Source organism: Pseudomonas kermanshahensis (genome assembly GCF_014269205.2).
In the GTDB taxonomy this organism is placed as follows: Bacteria; Pseudomonadota; Gammaproteobacteria; order Pseudomonadales; family Pseudomonadaceae; genus Aquipseudomonas; species Aquipseudomonas kermanshahensis.
This window is the reverse complement of record NZ_JABWRY020000001.1, coordinates 3,464,210-3,483,107: the sequence shown is the minus strand read 5'-3', so window position 1 is coordinate 3,483,107 and position 18,898 is coordinate 3,464,210. Positions and strand designations below refer to the sequence as shown.

Below are 18,898 nucleotides of genomic sequence, written 5' to 3'. Positions count from 1 at the left end.
TGGGCTGCAGCGCAGCCCCAGAATCCAAGACAGTCATAGGGAGTGAAAATGGAGCGTCTCGAATACTGGCAAACGCGCGCTGCAAGCCTGCGTTTGCCCGACAAGGCCCTGATCGGCAGCCAGCAGGTGAGCGCTAACAGCGGCGCCACGTTCGCCGCCATCAACCCGGCCACCCAGCAGGTACTGGCGCAGGTCGCCGCCTGTGGTCAGGCTGAAGTCGACCTGGCGGTGGCCACCGCACGCCGTGCCTTCGAGCAAGGCCCGTGGTCGCGCATGGCCCCGGTCGAGCGCAAGAAGGTGCTGCTGCGCCTGGCCGAGCTGATCATGGCCAACCGTGAAGAGCTCGCGCTGCTGGACTCGCTGAACATGGGCAAGCCGGTCATGGATGCCTACACCATCGACGTCCCCGGCTCGGCGCATGTCTTTGCCTGGTACGGCGAGGCATTGGACAAACTGTACGACCAGGTAGCGCCCACCGCGCCCAACGCGCTCGCCACCATCACCCGCGAAGCGCTGGGCGTGGTCGCCGCCGTGGTGCCGTGGAACTTCCCGCTCGACATGGCGGCCTGGAAGCTTGCGCCGGCGCTGGCTGCCGGCAACAGCGTGGTGCTAAAACCCGCCGAGCAATCGCCGTTCTCGGCGCTGCGCCTGGGGCAACTGGCGCTGGAGGCCGGTTTGCCGGAGGGCGTGCTGAACGTCGTGCCAGGCCTGGGCGAAGACGCGGGCCGGGCGCTGGGGCTGCACCCGGACGTCGACTGCCTGGTGTTCACCGGCTCCACTCAGGTGGGTAAGTACTTCATGCAGTACTCGGCGCAGTCAAACCTCAAGCAGGTCTGGCTGGAGTGTGGCGGCAAGAGCCCGAACCTGGTGTTCGACACCTGCCAGGACCTGGACTTGGCGGCGGAAAAAGCAGCGTTCGGCATTTTCTTCAACCAGGGTGAAGTGTGTTCGGCGAACTCGCGCCTGTATGTGCAGCGCTCGATCCACGATGCGTTCATCGAGCGCCTGCAAGCCAAAGCCCGCCAGTGGATGCCCGGCAACCCGCTCGACCCGGCAAGCCGCGCGGGTGCCATCGTCGATGCCGAGCAGACCGGTCGCATCAAGGCCGCCATCGACCGTGCGCACGCGCAGGGCGCCCAGCTAGTGTGCGGTGGCCGGCGCCTCACCATTGACGGCTCGGACAACTACATCGAACCGAGCATCTTTGCCGGCGTCGATGGCAGCATGAGCCTGGCCCGGGAGGAAGTGTTCGGCCCAGTGCTGGCGGTCACTGCGTTCGACAGCGAGGAGCAGGCCGTGCGCCTGGCCAACGACAGTGTCTACGGCCTGGCGGCGTCGGTGTGGAGCGACGACTTCAACCAGGTGCATCGCGTTGCGCGGGCGCTGAAGGCTGGCACCGTTTCGGTCAACACGGTGGATGCGCTGGATGTCACGGTGCCGTTTGGGGGGGGCAAACAGTCGGGGTTTGGTCGCGACCTGTCGCTGCATTCGTTCGACAAGTACTCACAGCTCAAGACCACCTGGTATCAGCTGCGTGCTTGAAAAGCGGACTGCGTACCCCAGCCACGCGCGCCCGGTGTAGGAGCAGCCTTGCGCTGCGAAGAGGCCGGTGATGGCACTGAAGATTTGCTGTGCTATCACCGGCCTCTTCGCAGCGCAAGGCTGCTCCTACACGGGGCGCGCATGACCCAAGGGCAGGGCAATCAACTCAACTGCAGCACGACCTGCTAAGGCCCAACCCATTGAACCTGCAACCTGCGTTGTTCGAGCAAAAAGCGGCCAGCTACCGGGAGCGCTGGGCGTGGTTGGAAGTGGTTGGCTAAGCGATCACCGCACATCACACCTGGCTGTCAGTGCGCCCGTCACGGGTGGTCAGCCGGCGTGAGCCACTGCGCGTAAGTGATGCAGCTGATGTGTTCGGTCCGATAATCCTGGAGGAACGCGTTGTATTTGTTTTCTTCGGTGTGGTGATGGCGGAACCCGCACTTCGATTGGGCAACAAAAGACTGGGTGTTGTCAGCGAAATAGCCACACCAGAGCGCCTTGAGTTTCAGGGTTTCAAACCCGTGCCGCATCACTTCACGCACGGCTTCGGGAATCAGGCCTTTGCCCCAGTACGGCACGCCGATCCAGTAGGCGATTTCGCCTTCCTGCTCGCTGATCTCGAAGTGGCTGTTGCCGCCTATCAGAATGCCTACACATCCCACTGCTCGGCCGTTCTCCTTCAGTTCGACGGCATACACCTCGGGGTGATTGAACACGGTGCGGATGACCTCGGCACTGTACTCAACGCTGGTGTGCGGTGGCCACCCCGCGACAGGGCCAACGCGGTCGTTCTTGGCGTATTCGTATAAGTCAGCGGCATCTGTTTCTTGCCAAGGTCGCAGCCGCAGCCGTTGTGTTTCAAGTCGCATGTCCTGTACTCATCCTGGGTTGCTCGGGCGTCACAGGGTAGTGCGCGGCGCTTGATGGGTACACGTCAGTACCTCGGCAGTTTCGGTACTTTTCGAAACTCCATCAGCGAGCGGTGATAAGCTTTGCGCAGTTTAAGCGGGCAGCGTTGAGCCACCATGCAGCACATTCCGAAACTGGTTACACCTGGCGATCCGCCCCGGTTGGGGGAGACCACGCTCGCCGAAGGGGTAGGCGTGCCGCTGTCTTTCGGCCATGCCTACATAACGCTGCTGGTGTGCTTGTCCGGCAGTGCCGCCTTCGCATTCAACTTCAAGGACCAGGCGGTCAGGCGTGGTGATGTGATGGTGTTGGCCGAGGACACGATCGCGTTGCTCAAACGTCGCTCACGCAGTTTCAGGGTATTTTTTTGCCTGATGCCCAAAGGCTTTGCCGCGGAGGTGGCTTACCAACTGCCGAACCCCTTGTTCGTTTTTTTGCATGACCACCCACACTGCGTGCCGGCCAACGCCGACAGGCCGCTGCTGGCGGGCTGGTTGGCGCACATGCGGGACATTGCGCAGCGCTGCCCCACGTACCAGCACATCATGCTCAGAAACCACCTGCAAAACCTGTTTCTGAAGATCGCCGAGCAACTTCCGGCGCAGTACCAGGCGGGCCGGCAATTCAGCCGCCAGGAAACACTCAGTTGGCGGTTCTGGGAGTTGATAGGCAAACACTCCATGCGTCACCGAGAGGTGAAGTTTTATGCCGATGCGTTGGCGATAACGCCGTTTTATCTGTCGCAGCTGAGCAAGGCTTTTTTCAATGACACCCCGAAAGGCCTGATTGACCGCCAGGTGACCTTGGAAATCAAGGCACTGCTTTCATACAGTACCCTGGCGATTGGGCAAATCGCGGACACGCTCAACTTCGCCGACGCGTCGTATTTGTGCCGGTATTTCAAACGCCAGACGGGGGTTTCGTTGTCCTACTATCGAAGCCACTCGCATGAGCCGAACGGATCGCGGCCAGGCCCTTGATTGCTCGGGTTGCTTGCGGCGGGGCATTATCCTGCTTTGACTCGCCACGGATGACGACCATGCACATACGCCAACTGACCTACGACGACCTGCCCTCCGCCAGCACTCTGTGCCTGGACGCATTCATGCAGGCCGTTGCGCCTTCGCTGTCGGCGCAGGGTGTGGACACCTTCGCCAAGGTGGCGGCGGCACAGGCGTTTGCCGAGCGTATGGAGGGCGATAACCTGACGCTGGTGTGCGTCGCGGACGGCGCCCTCACCGGGTTGATCGAATTCAAGGAAGGCCGCCACGTGGCCATGCTGTTCGTCGCACCGGGCTGGCAACGGCGGGGCATTGGTACGCGCCTGATGAACGCGGCACTGGCGCAAGCGAGGGAGGCGGTGGTGACGGTCAGGGCGTCGTTGTCTTCGGTGGCCGCCTACGAACGCTATGGGTTCGTTCTGGCAGGCGACGTGGGCGAGTTTGCCGGGCTGGTCTATCAGCCGATGGAGAAGCAGCTGCCCTGATTTTTAGCGATGCCGTTACCCAACGCCCAATTCTCCTTGCACACATAGGCGCACTTGCCGGGGACGCCCCCCTGTAGGAGCAGCCTTGTGCTGCGAAGAGGCCCGTGACAACAACAGAGATTGATTGTGTTGTCGCGGGCCTCTTCGCAGCACAAGGCTGCTCCTACCGGGCTTGGGGTTGAGCGGGGATTTGACGTGTCTGTGGCCCGAATCAGAAGCTGTACTTGAAGCTCGTCATTACATTGCGTGGCGTGCCATAAACGCCGTACAGGCCGGATTGGCTGTAGTACTCACGGTCGAACACGTTGTTCAGGTTCACCGATGCACTCACGTGCTGGTTGATGTCGTAGCGCGCCATCAGGTTGGTGACCGCGTAGCTGCCCTGACTGAAAGTGTGCAGGTCGGCGCCGACCTTGCTCTGCCAGTTCACCCCACCGCCGACCGTGATCTTGTCCAGTGGCCCGTGCAGCCGGTAGCTGGTGAAGGTCTTGAAGCTGTTGCGCGGCAGGTTGGTGTTGATGCGCTGGTCGTCGGCGTCAGTGGTCACCGAATAGGCATAGCCGGCCGATGCTTGCCAGCCTTCGGCCAGCTCGCCGTTCAGCTCCAGTTCGATGCCCTTGGAGGTGGTGTCCTGTTCAGCGCTGTAGACGTTGTCGTGTTGCCAGATGGCCAGGTTGTCCTGCTCCAGCTTGAACACCGCGAGGCTCGAGTTGAGCTTGCCATCGAGGTGGGTGCCCTTGATGCCGATCTCGTAGCCGACACCTTCCATCGGGTCGAGCGGCTTGTTGCTCTCGTCGGTGACCCACGAGCCCTGCGGATTGAAGATTTTGGTGTAGCTGGCGTACAGCGACCAGGTGTCGTCGAGGTCGTAGACCACGCCGGCATAAGGGATGAATACGCCGTTTTCCTCACGGTTCACTTCGGTTTCGTCGCCGCCATACGGCCTGTCCGAGGTGTCGCGCTTCCAGTTGATCAGGCGGCTGCCAAGAATCAGGCTGAGGTCGTCGGTCACGCTGAAGCGCGAGGTCAGGTACGCCGCGTACTGGTCTTCGTCCATCGATGACTTGCCGCTTTCGACGAAGTCCGGCTTGGCAGACTTGCCGTCCCAGGTGAACAGGTTGTCGATCACACCCGCTGGCGAGCCGGCGTAGTCATAGCGCCAGCCGCCCCAGCTTGGGGTGCTTTCCCGGTATTGGGACAGGGTCATGCCGGTAATCAACTCATGGTCACGCCCGAACAGGTTGAACGGGCCGGTGACGTACAGGTCGAGGTTGTCTTGGCGCGGGGTGCCGGAAAAGCGCACGGGCAACTGGGTCAGGCCGCTGCCCTCCGGGCTCAGCTCACCCATGGCAAAGTTGAACAGCTCGTCGAATTTGTTCTCGGCATGGGTGAGCTCGACCTTGCCGCTCCAGCCGTTGCCCAGTTGCTGCTCGATGGAGGTGAAGAAGCTGGTTTGCTCGTGATCGTTGTACGACCAGCCTGGCGCGGCATTGAGCGAGCGCTTGAGGTTGGTGCGTTCACCGGTCGTGAAGCGCGTAGGCAGGCCGGAGCGCAGCGGCGAGTCGATGTCGCTGCGCAGGTAGCTGAAGCCCACGGTCAGCAGGGTATCTTCGCTAAGGTCGAATTCGGTGATGCCATACATCAGCTGCGATTGCTGGTTGTAGCGGTCAATCCAGGCTTTTTCGGTTTTGTAGTCGGCGACGAAGCGCCCCCGCACGTTGCCGGTTTCGGTCAACGGCCCGGACACATCGAAACCGGTGCCATAGCGGTCCCAGTTACCCGCTTCGCCGGTGATGCTGGCCTGGGCGTCGGCGGTGGGGCGTTTGCGGATCAGGTTGATCGTCGCCGAGGGGTTGCCCATGCCGCTGATCAGGCCGGTGGCGCCGCGCACGATTTCGATGCGGTCGTACATCGCCATGCTCTGCGAGTAGTTGTCCAGGCGGGTACTGGTCGGCACACCGTCGACCTCGTAGTTCTGGATGGCAAACCCGCGCGACCAGTACGAATCGCTCTCCGAGCCCAGGCCATCGCGAACCACGGTGATGCCTGGCGCGGCTTCCAGCGCGTCGGTGAGGTTGGTCAGGCGCTGGTCATCCAGGCGCTGGCGGGTCATCACGGTCAGCGATTGCGGGGTCTCGCGAGGGGTAAGGTTGAGGCGCGTGGAACTGCTCGACGAATAGGTGGTGTAGAGCCCGCTGCCTTCGGTGGTCGAACCCGGCGCCTTGCCAGAGATGGACACCGCGCTCAGCTCCAAGGCCCCCGTGGCAGTGGCTTGCAGCGAATAGTTGCCGTTGACGCCGCGGCTGGCTTCAAGCCCGGTGCCAGCGAGCAGCATCGCCAGGCCCTGGTCGACATCGAAACGGCCCTGCAGCCCGCTGGTGCTGCGGCCCTCGGTCAATGCCGTGGGGTAAGACAGCAGAATGTGCGCGGTCTGGCCAAAGCGGGCCAATGCGGGCGCCAGTGGGCCGGCAGCGATATCGAAATCGGCCTGCGCCTGCTCGGCAGCGGTGGCCCAGCCGGGCGTCAGCAGCAGCGGGACGCTTGCACTCATGCAAGCGATACCCTGGACCACTGCGCCGGCGAGTTTTTGCGTAACCGATAACTGCCAGCCCTGGCGTTTGCGTGCGGTGCGATTCACGAGTGTTCCCCCATTGATTTGAAGTGCTGAGGGTTAAGTCTCGTGAGACGCGAAATCGGACCACCTCTGCGCAACTTTTTTTTTGCGTCAGGCCATTCGCGGCTTCAACGTCACCCAGTAGCGGGTGAAGTGCTGCACGTCGAGCTGCAAGGTGTCCGCGACTGCGGCGATGATCTTTTCGGTGTTATCCAGCGGGAACGTGCCTGACACACGAAGGTCCGCCAAGGCGGGGTCGCAGGCCAGGTGCCCACGGCGATAGCGGCTGACGTCGTCGAGAAAGGCCGCCAAGCGTTGGCCTTGGGCAACCAGCATGCCTTGGCTCCAGGCAGGGGCAACGGGGGGCACGGGCTGACGGTCGAGCACGCCCTGGCGGCTGAAGCTGGCCTGCTCCCCGGCACTCAGCAGAAGGGGGGGATGGGGCTGCAAGGCAGGTTGCACCGACAAGCTGCCCTGATACACGCTGACCTGGGTGAGCTCGGCGTGCAGCCTCACATTGAACTGCGCCAGTGTCGATGCGAGGCGGCCATGCACGGTGTCCACCCACAGCGGCCGGCTATCGGCGCGTGGCGAGCGGCTGATCAGCATCTCGCCACGCAGCAACCGCAAGCGGCGGGCCTGGTGATCGAATGCCACATCAAGGGCGCTGTCGGTGTTCAGCTGTACCTGGGTGCCATCGGCCAGCGTCAAGCGCCGTTGCTCGCCGATGCGGCTGTGGTAGTCCGCGCGCCAGTCTTGTACCAGCGCGGCGTCTTTCAGGTACCAGGCGCCGGCACCTGCGGCCATCAGCAGCGACAGTTGCTTGAGCGCCGTGCGCCGCGACGGCTGCTGGCGCAGCGCCGCGTGGGCCAAGGGGCGTTGGCCTGGGCTGCGCATGTCCTGCATGCGTTGGGCGAACACCTGGGTCCGTTGCCAGGCGTGCTCGTGCAGCGGGTGCGCCTGGCGCCAGCTCATCCAGGCGGCCAGCGTGGCAGCGCTGACGGTCGGCTCCTGCAGTTCAAGGTGCCAGTGCATGGCCTGCTCGGCCACCTCACCCGGGATCGACGCTGAGCCCTGGCCGTTCATGGCAGGTCCAGGCTGTGATCGAGCATGATGCACAGGGCGCCTGCCTTGACGATGTAGCGCTTCACCGTGGTAATCGACACGGCCAGCCGCTCGGCAATGTCCGCGTGCCCCAAGCCATCCACCTGCGACAGCAGGAACGCTTCGCGCACTGGGCGCTCCAGGCCGTCGAGGGCGGCGTCGAGGGCGATCAGGGTTTCCAGCAGGATGGCCTGAGTTTCCAGGCTGGGCGCAACCTGTTCGGGCAGTGTCGCCAGCGCCTCGAGGTAGGCGCGTTCGAGTTTTTGCCGGCGAAAATGGTTGCACAAGACGCTCTGCGCCACCTTGGCCAGGAAGGTGCGGGGTGCATGCAACTGTGGCACGTGTTGTTTGTTCAACAGGCGCAGGAAGGTGTCTTGCGCCAGGTCCGCTGCGCTTTGCGAGCAGTTCAGCCGCAGCCTTAGCCAGCGCGTCAGCCAGCTGTGTTGCTGGCGATAGAGCAGGGCCACATCGCACAGAAGGGGATCAGGGGAAGGGAGCATGGAGTGCGGCCGCAGCAGGGGTTATTGTTGCAAACGATAATGCTTATCATATATACGGCTTGGGCACCCCTGCAACAGGCGCGCGGCAAATGCCTTGGCGGTCTTTGGTCCGATATAAAACTGCTGCCCACCGGGAAGGCGCACACTGGCTGTAGCTCAGATCTTCTGAGCATTGAGAGGTGTGTATGACCACTGGCAAGCGCTTCACAGAGGCTGATGCCCCCGCTGTCGAACCAGGGCACGGCGAAGACTGGCCAACCGGGAAAGATGAAGACGATACCGAGGTACAGACGCCGACGGAAAGCCAAAGAGGTTCCGGCCATCCCGACCCGTCCAGAGCCTCTGCGGCAGAGCGGTACAGCTATCAGCCGAAGCAGAAAATCAGGCCGTAACGCTTGGCTAAATGGCAGGACGTACAGGCGGCAGGTAGGGAAGTAGGCGTTCGGTCTCTTTCCTGACCACCGCGTAACACTCGCAACTGAGCTGCTCCAGGTGTGCCCTGTCGAGCACCCTGATATGCCCCCGGTTGTATTCGATCACGCCCAGCCGCTGCAGTTTGCCAGCGGCATCGGTCACCCCTTCGCGGCGCACGCCCAGCATGTTGGCGATCAGTTCCTGGGTCATGCACAGCCGGTCGCCCGGCAGGCGGTCCAGCGACAGCAGCAGCCAGCGGCACAGTTGCTGGTCGATGGAGTGGTGCCGGTTGCACACCGCCGTTTGCGCCATCTGGGTGATCAAGGCCTGGGTGTAGCGCAGCATCAGCATCATCAGCTCGCCATGGCGGTTGAACTCGTCCTTCAGACGCTGAACTGGCAGGCGATAGGCGTGCCCGGCGCTTTGCACGATCGCCCGGCTTGGGGTGCTTTCGCCGCCCATGAACACGGCGATGCCAACCAGCCCTTCATTGCCCACCACCGAGATTTCTGCCGAGGCGCCGTTCTCCATCACGTACAACAGCGAAACGATGGCATCGGTGGGGAAGTAGACGTGGCGCAGGGTGTCGCCGGACTCGTAGAGCGCCTTGCCAAGCGGCAGGTTGGCCCGTTCCAGTTGCGGCTCCAGCCGGCCGAACGTCTGCGCAGACAGAGCGGCCAACAGGTGATTTTGGCGGGGATTGAACGTAGATTGCATGCTCGGGACCGTCGAGGGCAGCGTCTATCAGCATAAGGTTAGCCCCTGCGAGCACGTGCTGCCTCAGTTGATGGGCAAGGGTGACGGCTGGTACTCGGCGATCACCTGATGCAGTACGCCATCATCCTTCAGCGGCAGCACCGCCTGGGTCAGCCGCTGGCCGTCGAGGGTCAAGGTCAGTTCGGCATTAGCGCCGTTGCGTACTTCAATGCGGTACGGGGTACTGCCGAATCGGTAGTGCAGGGTGTAGCCGGGCCAGTCCGCTGGCAGCAGCGGCTGAATCCGCAGGGTGTCCCCGCAGCGTTGCAGGCCCAGCAGGCTCTCTACGATCAGCCGGTACATCCAGCCAGCGGAGCCGGTGTACCAGCTCCAGCCCCCGCGGCCTGCGTGGGGGGGCACGGCGTAGACATCGGCGGCCATCACATAGGGCTCGACCTTGTAGGTGTCGATCAATCCGTTGCTGCCTTGGCGCACCGGGTTGATCAAGCGCAGCAGTTCCCAGGCCTTGGCAGCATCGCCCAGGCTGGCATAGGCCATGCTCGCCCAAATGGCCGCGTGGGTGTACTGCCCGCCATTTTCGCGTACGCCGGGCAGGTAGCCCTTGATGTAGCCGGGGTCGAGGTCGCCGTGGTCGAAGGGTGGCTCGAGCAGCTTGACGATGCCGATGTCGCGGCGCACCAGGTGTTTGTCCAGCGCGGCCATGGCGGCCCGCGCCCGTTCAGGTGGGGCAACCCCGGACAGCACTGCCCAGCTCTGCGCCAGCGAGTCGATGCGGCACTCCTGGTTGCTGGCCGAACCGAGCACCTGGCCGTCGTCGAACCAGGCGCGGCGGTACCAGCCACCGTCCCAGGCATGCTGCTCCAGGTGCTCGGCAAGGGTGGCGGCCTGGCGGCTGCACTGCAGGGCGAAGGCGCTGTCGCCGTGGCCCAGGGCGATGCTGGCGAACGCCCGCAACACCTCGTGGCCGAAGAACCCCAGCCACACGCTTTCGCCCAGGCCTTGTTCACCGACGCGGTTCATGCCGTCGTTCCAGTCCCCGCTGCCCATCAACGGCAGGCCGTGAACCCCGTATTGCAGAGCATGCCCGAGGGCACGCTGGCAATGCTGGTACAGGCTCTCGACCAGGTTCGCCTGGGTGGGCAGGTCGTAATAGGACTCTTCGCCGGCATTCAGCGCACGCCCCTGCAGGTACCCGACCGGCTCGTCCAGCACTGCGTGGTCGCCTGTCAGTGCCACATAGCGGCTGGTTGCCAGCGGCAGCCACAGCAAGTCGTCGGAGCAGCGGGTACGCACCCCGCGCTGCAGCGGTGGGTGCCACCAGTGCTGCACATCGCCTTCGGCATACTGGTGCGCGGCGCACGTCAGCAGGTGCTGGCGGGCCAGGGCTGGGGTGGCGTGGAGCATGGCCATGCTGTCTTGCAGCTGGTCGCGAAAGCCGATGGCGCCGCCGGACTGGTAAAAGCCGCTGCGCGCCCAGAAGCGGCAGGCAATCACCTGGTACAGCAGCCAACCGTTGGCCAGCACATCCAGGGACGGCTCGGGGGTTTCGATTTGCACGCTGCCCAAGGTGTCGCGCCAGTAGGCCTGGACCTTTGCCAGAGCGTCCAGGGCCGCGCGCAGCCCTCGGTATTGCTGCACGCAGTGGCTGGCGGCCTCGGCGTTTGGCCCGGCACCCAGGCGCAACACCACCTCGCGGCTTTCGCCCGCTTGCAGCAGGACGCTGACCTGCACGGCCGTGCACGGGTCCAGCCCGGCGCCGGTGCGCCCGGACAGCCGCGCCTGGCGCAGGCCTGCCGGGGCCTGGTAGTCGCCATTGCGCCCGAGGAACTCGCTGCGGTCACAGGTAATGCCATACAAGGGCAGGTCGCAATCGACAAAGCCCACATGCCGGGCAAATGCTTCGGCATAGCGGTTACGGGCAAACACGGCGCCGCTGGCCGGGTCGATTTCAGTCACTACGTGCATGGCCGACTTGCTGCGCAGGTCGCCCAGCACCCACTCGACAAAGCAGGTCACCGTCAACCGCCGCGCCTGCGTCGAGCGGTTATGCAGCTTGAGCCGACTGAACTTGATCGGCGCATCCAGTGCGACATACACCCACAGCTCACTGTCCAGGCCGTCGTCGGCATATTCGAAAACGCTGTAGCCAAAGCCATGCCGGGTGCGATAACGGCCAGGGCCTGGGCAAGGCATTGGGGTGGGCGACCAACACTGCCCGCTGTCTTCGTCACGCAGGTAAAGGGCTTCGCCGCTGGGGTCGCAAACCGGGTCATTGTGCCAAGGCGTCAGGCGGTATTCGTGGGCGTTCTCGTACCAGGTATAGGCACTGCCGGCCTCTGACAACACGCTGCCAAATTGTGGGTTGGCCAGGACATTGACCCACGGCGCCGGGGGTGGCAGGCCATCAGCGTGGGCGATGAGGTACTCACGGCCATCGGCGCTGTAACCGCCGTAGCGGTTGCCCAACATCCGCGCCGGTGCGTCTGCCAGCGAGCGACTATCGAGTTTGCTCGGGGGGTAGGTCAGGGTCGCCTCGAAGGCGGCGGGGGTGGGCGGTGTGCGGCGGTGATGCAACTGCTCGGCCAGCGTGCCGTGGCTGTCGCTGAGCACCAGCCGCGCCACCGACAGGGTAAGGGTGCGGTCCTCTGCCGACAGTTGCTGCGCCGGGCGCACGAAGATCCCCCCGTGGCGATCGAGCAGCGCAGCCTCGCTGCCGGAGGTGACGATGCCCATGATCTGCTCCTGCAATTGCTGGCGATAACCGGCCTGGTCTTCGTTCCAGATCACCAGGTCCAATGCCAGGCCCTTCTGCCGCCAATAGGCATGGGCGAGCACCATTTGCTTGACCAGGTGCAGGTTGGCCGGGTCAGCAATCTGCACCAGCACGATCGGCAGGTCCCCCGACAGCCCCTGGCCCCACAGGCCCGACTGGCTGCGCCGGTTGCGGGCCAGCAGGGCGCCGCTGGCCCGCAGCGCCGCGTTGGGGTAGAGCACCGACGCGGCCATCTGCTCGAACAGCCGGGCATCGTTGAGCGACCCATTCAGCTGTCGCAACTGCACCTGGCTATGGGGCCAGGCCAGGTCGAACACCCGGTCGGCCAAGTGCCGGTCGCGGTACCTGGCAATCTGCTGCAGGCAGGCGTCGCGGCTGTCGGTCACGCCGGTGACTAGGTCGACCGTGGCCTTCTGGCCAGGCGCCAGGCTGATGCGGCAGCGAATTGCCACGATGGGGTCGAGCACTGCCCCGGCACTGTCGGACAAGGCCTCGGTGTGGCGGTCCAGTGCCGCCGGGGCCACCAGTGTGCGGCCACGGCCGATGAAACGCGCACGGTCGGTTTCGTAAGACACCGCATCGATGTCGGCACCATGCACGGCCAGCACATGGCACATCCACGGCACCGCGTCCTGCTGCGAGCGCGGCCGCCGGGTGCAGATGATGGCCTGCAGTGGGCGGACCAGTTCGGTCTGCACGAACAGCTTGCTGAATGCCGGGTGCAGGGCATCGCTGAGCGCCGGTGCCAACACCACTTCGGCGTAGCTGGTCAGCTCCAGGGTGCGCGGCTGGTCACTGTGGTTGGTCAGGTGCAGGCGCCGCAGTTCGATGTCGTCTTCGGGGGACACGGCTATTTCGGTATGGCAGTCGAAGTCGTTTTCACGGATGCGGAACTCGGCGCGGCCATCGCTGAAAATAGCCTCCTGATTACTGCCGCGGTGCCGCGTGGGCTGGTAAGTGGTTGACCAGAATGCACCGCTGGCGACGTCCCGCAGGTAACAGAAACTGCCCAGGTCATCGCGGGTGGCGTCTTCGCGCCAACGGGTCACGGCCAAGCCATGGCGCTGGCTATAGCCACTGCCGACATGGTTGACCATGACGTGATAGCGGCCATTGGAAAGCAGTTGCACGGCGGGGTGGCGGCGATTCGGTTCGCTGAACACCCGTAGCCGGGTTTCGCCTGCGTGGCCTGCCGCGTCCACGGCCGGTGCCTGCAGGGTATGCAGGTAGGGCGCGGCGGTTTTCGGCACGCGTTCCTGTAACAGCAGCAGGCTGGCCTGGCATTGCGGGTCGGAGGTGAAGCGCCGTTGCATGGGTTTGCCCAGCAACAAGGAAGTCAGGGCCAGCAGGCTCATGCCCTGGTGGTGAGCCATGAACGAGCGGATCACCACGGCTCTCTGCCCCGGGGGGAGCCGTGCCTCGCTGTAGTCAATGGCTTCGTACAGCCCGAAGCGGCCAGCCAGCCCCAGTGTGCTAAGGCGCTGCAAGTTACGGCAGGCGGCGCCCGGCGCTACCAACAGGGCCAGCGCACTGGCGTAAGGGGCGACCACGCGTTCTTCGCCCAGGCCGCGTTTGAGGCCCAGGCCGGGTACGCCAAACGCCCGATATTGGTAGTTCAGGTGAGCGTCCAGGGCGTTGTAGGCCGACTCAGAAACGCCCCAGGGGATGCCCAGCAGGTTGCCGTGGTCGATCTGCCGTTCGACCGCGGCGCGGCAGGTCTGGTCGAGCAAGGTGCCTTCGTAGCTCGGCATCACCAGCAGCGGCATCAGGTATTCGAACATCGACCCCGACCACGACAACAGCACCGGCACGCCGGCATTGCTGGTGAGTAGCCGGCCCAAGGCGAACCAACTGGCCTGGGGGACTTGGCCCTGGGCGATGACCACGAAGTTGGTCAGGCGCATTTCCGAGGCCAGCAAGTCGTAGAACGCGGTGTCCAGGCGATGCTCATCGGCGTTGTAGCCGATGGCGAACAGGTCACGCTGGCTGTCATAAAGGAAGCTGAAGTCCATGCTGGCCATGGCGGCGATCCGCTGCGCCAGGCTGTGCGCTTGCTCGATGCGCTGGCAGGCCTGCGTGCGGACAGTGGCCACGGCCAGGCGTTCGTCGGCGGGCCAGTCGTCCGGCTCTAGCTGCGCAAGCTGGCGCCAGCTCAACGCTGCCTGCAGCGCCGGCGCATTGCCGGGTGGCAGTTGCAAGGCGTGAAGTTCGCCAGCCAGGTCCAGGCATTGCTGATGCAGGGCCTCCAGCCAGAACAGGCAATCGTCGGCCTCAGTAGTGGGCGGGGCGCATTGCTGGATCAACCCTTGTACTTGCTCGGCGAGCTGTTGCATCAACGAGGCAGGCAACGGGGCCGGTTGCTCATGGGCTTGGCGCAGCTGTTTGCCCAGCGCTTCCAGCGGTTCGCCAGCACGGCCTGCGGTGGCGAACGTTTCGTGCAGGATATCGAGCGTGTCCAGCAGGCCCTGGCTCAGGCGGCGGTCGAGCACGGGGGTATCGGCCATCGCCAGCAGCCCGGGCTTCAGCGTCAGTAGCAGGGCCGCCAGGTTGCCGCTGTCCACCGCAGAAATATACAGCGGGTGCAAGGGTGCGCGGGTCTGGGTGTCGTACCAGTTGTAGAAGTGCCCCTTGTAGCGCTCCAGGTGGTCCAGGCTGTCGAGCATCTGGATCAGGCGCTGGAACAGGCGGCCGGCCGTCAGGTAGCCAAAATCATGGGCCGCCAGGTGCGAGAGCAGGGCCATGCCGATGTTGGTCGGCGACGTGCGGTGAGCGATGCTGGGGAAGGGTGGCTCCTGCAGGTTGTCGGGGGGCAGCCAGTTGTCGGCGGGCCCTACATGGCGGTCGAAAAAGGCCCAATTACGCCTGGCCAGCCGGTGCAGAAAACGCACGTCCTGGGGTTGCGGTACGAACACGCTGCGCCCCCGAGTGCGGCTCAGCCACCAAGCCAGGGCCGGGCCGAGCAGCCATAGGGCGAGAATGGGCGAGGCCAGCACCAAGACACTGGGTTGCATCGCCAATGCGCCCGTCAGTCCAAGCACCAGGGCGGGCTGTACCCATTGCTCGCGATACACCGCCTGCAGGGTATCGGCACTGTTGCGTTCATCCTCCCGCGAAGGGTTCCACTGCAGCAGCCGGCGTTTGCTTACGGTCAGCCGCCACAGCGTGCGTGCGATGGCATCCAGGCTGTAGCGGGTCTCGAACGGCAACCAGGCCAGCGACAACCCGGCCCGCACGAAGTAGATGCCCGAGGTGTGCAGGGCGGCAAGCAGGTGCTCGGCCAGCGGCACATCGGTGGTCTTGCGCACCAGTTCGAGCAGCGTGTCCAGCAGTGGGCGGGTCAGCAGCAGGCCCAGCAGCGCGACGGTCCACAGCAGCGGCGTGGCGCTGGCCAGCCAGCCCCACAGCAATGCCGTCAGCAGCGCGGCCGGCTCCAGGCTGCGGCGCAGGTTGTCGAAGATCTTCCACCGCGACAGCGCGCTCAGCGGGCGCTGCGCCTGGCCTTCGACGCCGGTGCGCAGCCACGGCACCAGCCACGGCAGCAGTTGCCAGTCACCGCGTATCCAGCGGTGGCGGCGCTTTACATCGGCGCTGTAACGCGCCGGATAAGCCTCGAACAACTGCACGTCACTGAGCAGGCCGGCATGGGCGTAGCAGCCTTCGATCAGGTCGTGGCTGAGTACACGGTTGTCGGCAAAGCGCCCGTCCAGGGCCCGCTCGAAGGCATCCACGGCGTAGATGCCCTTGCCAATGAAGGAGCCACTGAGGAACAGGTCCTGGTACACGTCCGACACCGCCAGGGTGTAAGGGTCGACCCCGGCATCGCTGCCGAACAGGCGGGCGTAGGTGGAGCGCGACACGCTGGGCAGGCTGATGCCGACCCGAGGTTGCAGGATCGCGTAGCCTGACTGGATTCGGCCGCTGTCGGCATCGAAGCAGGCGCGGTTCAAGGGGTGCTGCATGGCACCGACAAACTTCTGTGCCACATCGCGTGGCAACTGGGTGTCGGTGTCCAGGGTGATGACGTAGCGCACCTGATCGAGCGTGCGTAGGTTGCCGACGATGCGTATGAAGCGCTCGGCCCCGTGTCCACGCAGCAGGGCATTGAGCGCTGCGAGCTTGCCGCGCTTGCGCTCGTGGCCCATCCAGCATCGCTCGGTGGGGTTCCACAGCCGCGGCCGGTGCAACAGGAAGAAGCGCTCACCGTATTTTGTGTTCAGTGCACCAATACCGTCACTGGCGAGGTCGAGCAGGGCCGTGTCTTCGGCGCAGGCTTGTGTGGGGGCGTCCATGAAATCGCTCAACAGCGCGAAATGCAGGTGCTCATCACGGTTGGCCAGGTAGCGCACCTCGAGGCCTTCGACCAGCTCTTCGACGTCGGCCGCGTTGCCCAGCAAGCTCGGCACCACGACCAGGGTGCGGGCCTCGGCGGGAATCCCCGCGGCGTAGTCCAGCCGTGGCAGAAACGCAGGCTTCACGGTCAGGGTCACCAGCCAGTTGACCAGGCCGATGGCAAGCCGGCTGGTGGTCAGCAGCACGGGAAGGGCCATGGCCGCCACTGCCCAGGCAGGCCAGCCCTCGGCTGCCATGCCCGCGACGAAGCCCCAGGCCAGCAGGCACGAGAGCAGTGCCGACGGCACCAGGTAGAACGCCAGCGGTGCCCGGTGCAACAGGCGCTGCCAGCGCTCGGCAAGCGCCACCCGCGCCCCCAGGTGCTGTTCCAGCAACGCCAGGCCAGCGCCTGCCAGGTAATAGCCGACATGGGCTGCCTGTGGGTGCGACGTCGCGCTCGCGGCACGCGCCAGTTCGATGGCGGTGCGGGCCACCTGTTCTTCACTGAAGGCGCTGTGCCGCGCCAGCCGTTCGACGATGTGCCGATAGTGATCACGGCTGGCGAAGTCCATGGCTGCGTACACGGTGGCGGGGTCTTGGCCGAGTACTTGCTCGACATGGCTCAGGTGTTCGACGAACAGCCGCCAGTCCACGGTCGACAGCAGCCGCAGGCTGCCGATGCTGTTGCTGATAGAGACCTGGTCGATGGCCTGCTGTTGCGCATCGAGCTGCACCTGGCGCTCAATGCTCATTGCCGACTCGCCCAGCAGTTGCTCGATCCAAGCCAGTGGCTGGGTCAACGCGCTGCTGTGGCCCTGCAGCCGCCTGGCCAGCTCGGCGACGAAGGCGGCGGTCATCGGTGGCTCCGAGCGGGCCATGTCGGCCACCACCAGCACCACGCTTTTGGCATCGCGTTCGGCGGTTTCGCTGAGGGTGTCGGCCCAGCCATTGGCCAGGTCGCGGTCCGCCCCGTTGGCCATGACCCGGGCGGCCACGCGGCGCAGGTTCTCGATCAGCGCCAGCCTCAGCATGATCGGGATCGCCCAGAGCTCGCCCAGGGTCAGCGTGGCGGTTTGCTGATAGGCCTCGACGAATTGGCTCAGGCTCTCGACGTCCACCCGGCCGTCGCCGTGGCAGATGGTTTCCAGTGCAATGTCATAGACCCGCGGCAAGCCGTTCGAGGGGCCATTGTCCAGTCGGGGCAGTTGCAGGCTGTAATCGCTGGGCAGGTGGCGTTTGGCGATGCGGATATGGCTTTCGACCAGGTAGAAGTTGTCGAGCAGCCACTGCGCGGCTGGCAGCGTTGGGCGTGAGTCGGGCAGGGCGGCGGCGAGGGCAGTACAGCTTGCGTAGAGCATGCGTTCGTTATCGGCCAGGCGGTCGAGCAGCGAATCGTCGGCAGGCAATTGGCTCAAGCGGTGCTGGCTGGCGAGCCAGGTGCCGTGCTCGGCCAGTTGCTTGGCGCTGTACAGCTCCGAGCGCAGCAGGCTTTCGTAGGTGAACGCGTGCCGTGGCGCGCGCCAGCGCCGGGCGCGGTTGGCCAGGCGTTGCACGTAGCTGAGTGCGCTAAGCCAAGGGTTGTCCATAGGTGTCGGGTGCCGTGAGCTGGCCGGTCTAGTAAGTAGTGTGTGCGGCGCGGGCATCGCGGGTCTGTTCGGTAGCGAACAGACCCGCTCTGGTTGAGGGCACATGCTGGTCCTGCGTCCCGATGAACTGTTCCGCCATAGGAGTGTGCCCCCGTGCTTTCCCTCGCCTTGATGCCACCGGTACCGGCGCCCCTGTACAAGCCGACCGTGTCGCCCCAGCAGATGCTGGGCATGGTCTGCCATGACCTGCGGACGCCGCTGCAGGCAGTGAGCATGGCTGCAGAGTTGTTGTCGCGTCGTCAGCATTGCGACGATACGCTCAGGCTGCTGGGCACCATCAGCGATTCTGTGGCGCGGGCTCAGCGCTTGGTGGCGGACCTACTGGACTACACGTTGTTGGAGGAAGGGCGAGGCATCGCCCTGCATCCTGTGTTGTGCGACCTGTCAGAGGCCGTTGCGCGGTGCGTGGAAGAACTGCGCTTGACCTGCCCCGATTACCCCTTGATTCACCTGCACCTAGGCGAGCGCAGCGCCCTGTTCGACAAAGACCGCCTTCATCAAGCCGTCGGCAACCTGGTCGCCAATGCCGTCGCTTATGGCGAGCGCGGTGCGCCCATTCAGGTGACATCTCGCAGCTACGGGCGTGCAGCCACGGTCAGCGTACACAATTGGGGCGTACCCATTCCTTCCGAGCTGCTTGGGCGCCTGTTCGAGCCGCTGGTACGCGGCCAGCAACGGGCTGCAAAGGCCGGCAGCATCGGGCTGGGGCTGTTTATTGTCAGGCAGATAGCCCAGGCGCATGCAGGTGAAGTTTCGGTCACATCGACAGAGCAGGCGGGTACTACCTTCTGCATCACCCTGGCGATGCCGGTACCGCAGTGATCACATGACCCGCCCTTTGTAGGAGCAGCCTTGTGCTGC

Annotated in this window: 10 protein-coding genes; 4 read left to right on the top strand and 6 right to left on the bottom strand. The window is 64.6% G+C overall.

What is annotated here, in order from left to right:
* The first annotated feature begins 48 nt into the window (after nt 1–48).
* Complete coding sequence (locus tag HU764_RS15780; protein ID WP_027596233.1) at nt 49–1,542, top strand: aldehyde dehydrogenase; 1,494 nt, start codon at nt 49–51, stop codon at nt 1,540–1,542.
* A 320-nt stretch (nt 1,543–1,862) separates the two neighbouring features.
* Here HU764_RS15780 and HU764_RS15775 read toward each other — a convergent pair whose 3' ends face one another.
* Complete coding sequence (locus HU764_RS15775; RefSeq protein WP_186703454.1) at nt 1,863–2,414, bottom strand: GNAT family N-acetyltransferase; 552 nt, start codon at nt 2,412–2,414, stop codon at nt 1,863–1,865.
* Nucleotides 2,415–2,570: 156 nt separating this feature from the next.
* Between HU764_RS15775 and HU764_RS15770 the strand changes: the two genes are divergently transcribed.
* Both HU764_RS15770 and HU764_RS15765 read left to right on the top strand, forming a co-directional pair.
* Entirely contained in the window at nt 2,571–3,434 is an 864-nt protein-coding gene (locus HU764_RS15770; RefSeq protein ID WP_186703453.1) for a helix-turn-helix transcriptional regulator, read from the top strand.
* Nucleotides 3,435–3,493: 59 nt separating this feature from the next.
* Nucleotides 3,494–3,940, top strand: coding sequence for a GNAT family N-acetyltransferase (locus tag HU764_RS15765; RefSeq protein ID WP_186680541.1), 447 nt, complete (start codon nt 3,494–3,496; stop codon nt 3,938–3,940).
* Nucleotides 3,941–4,151: 211 nt separating this feature from the next.
* Here HU764_RS15765 and HU764_RS15760 read toward each other — a convergent pair whose 3' ends face one another.
* The 5 genes from HU764_RS15760 to HU764_RS15740 all read right to left on the bottom strand — a co-directional run bounded on the left by HU764_RS15760 (nt 4,152) and on the right by HU764_RS15740 (nt 17,977).
* Entirely contained in the window at nt 4,152–6,491 is a 2,340-nt protein-coding gene (locus tag HU764_RS15760) for a TonB-dependent siderophore receptor (RefSeq protein ID WP_186703484.1), read from the bottom strand.
* A 174-nt stretch (nt 6,492–6,665) separates the two neighbouring features.
* Complete coding sequence (locus HU764_RS15755) at nt 6,666–7,640, bottom strand: FecR domain-containing protein (protein ID WP_186703452.1); 975 nt, start codon at nt 7,638–7,640, stop codon at nt 6,666–6,668.
* Complete coding sequence (locus tag HU764_RS15750; protein ID WP_099454554.1) at nt 7,637–8,158, bottom strand: sigma-70 family RNA polymerase sigma factor; 522 nt, start codon at nt 8,156–8,158, stop codon at nt 7,637–7,639. The genes HU764_RS15755 and HU764_RS15750 overlap by 4 nt, the downstream gene beginning before the upstream one ends.
* 399 nt (nt 8,159–8,557) lie before the next feature.
* A complete protein-coding gene (locus HU764_RS15745) occupies nt 8,558–9,289 on the bottom strand; it encodes a Crp/Fnr family transcriptional regulator (RefSeq protein WP_186680546.1) in 732 nt (243 codons plus the stop codon).
* Between the two features lie 63 nt (nt 9,290–9,352).
* Nucleotides 9,353–17,977 (bottom strand): GH36-type glycosyl hydrolase domain-containing protein, encoded by an 8,625-nt coding sequence (locus HU764_RS15740; RefSeq protein WP_186703451.1) that lies wholly within the window; start codon nt 17,975–17,977, stop codon nt 9,353–9,355.
* A gap of 153 nt (nt 17,978–18,130) precedes the next feature.
* Between HU764_RS15740 and HU764_RS15735 the strand changes: the two genes are divergently transcribed.
* The gene (locus HU764_RS15735) at nt 18,131–18,859 is read left to right on the top strand and encodes a sensor histidine kinase (RefSeq protein WP_338109074.1); all 729 of its coding nucleotides are present in this window, start codon (nt 18,131–18,133) and stop codon (nt 18,857–18,859) included.
* The last annotated feature ends 39 nt before the right edge of the window (nt 18,860–18,898 follow it).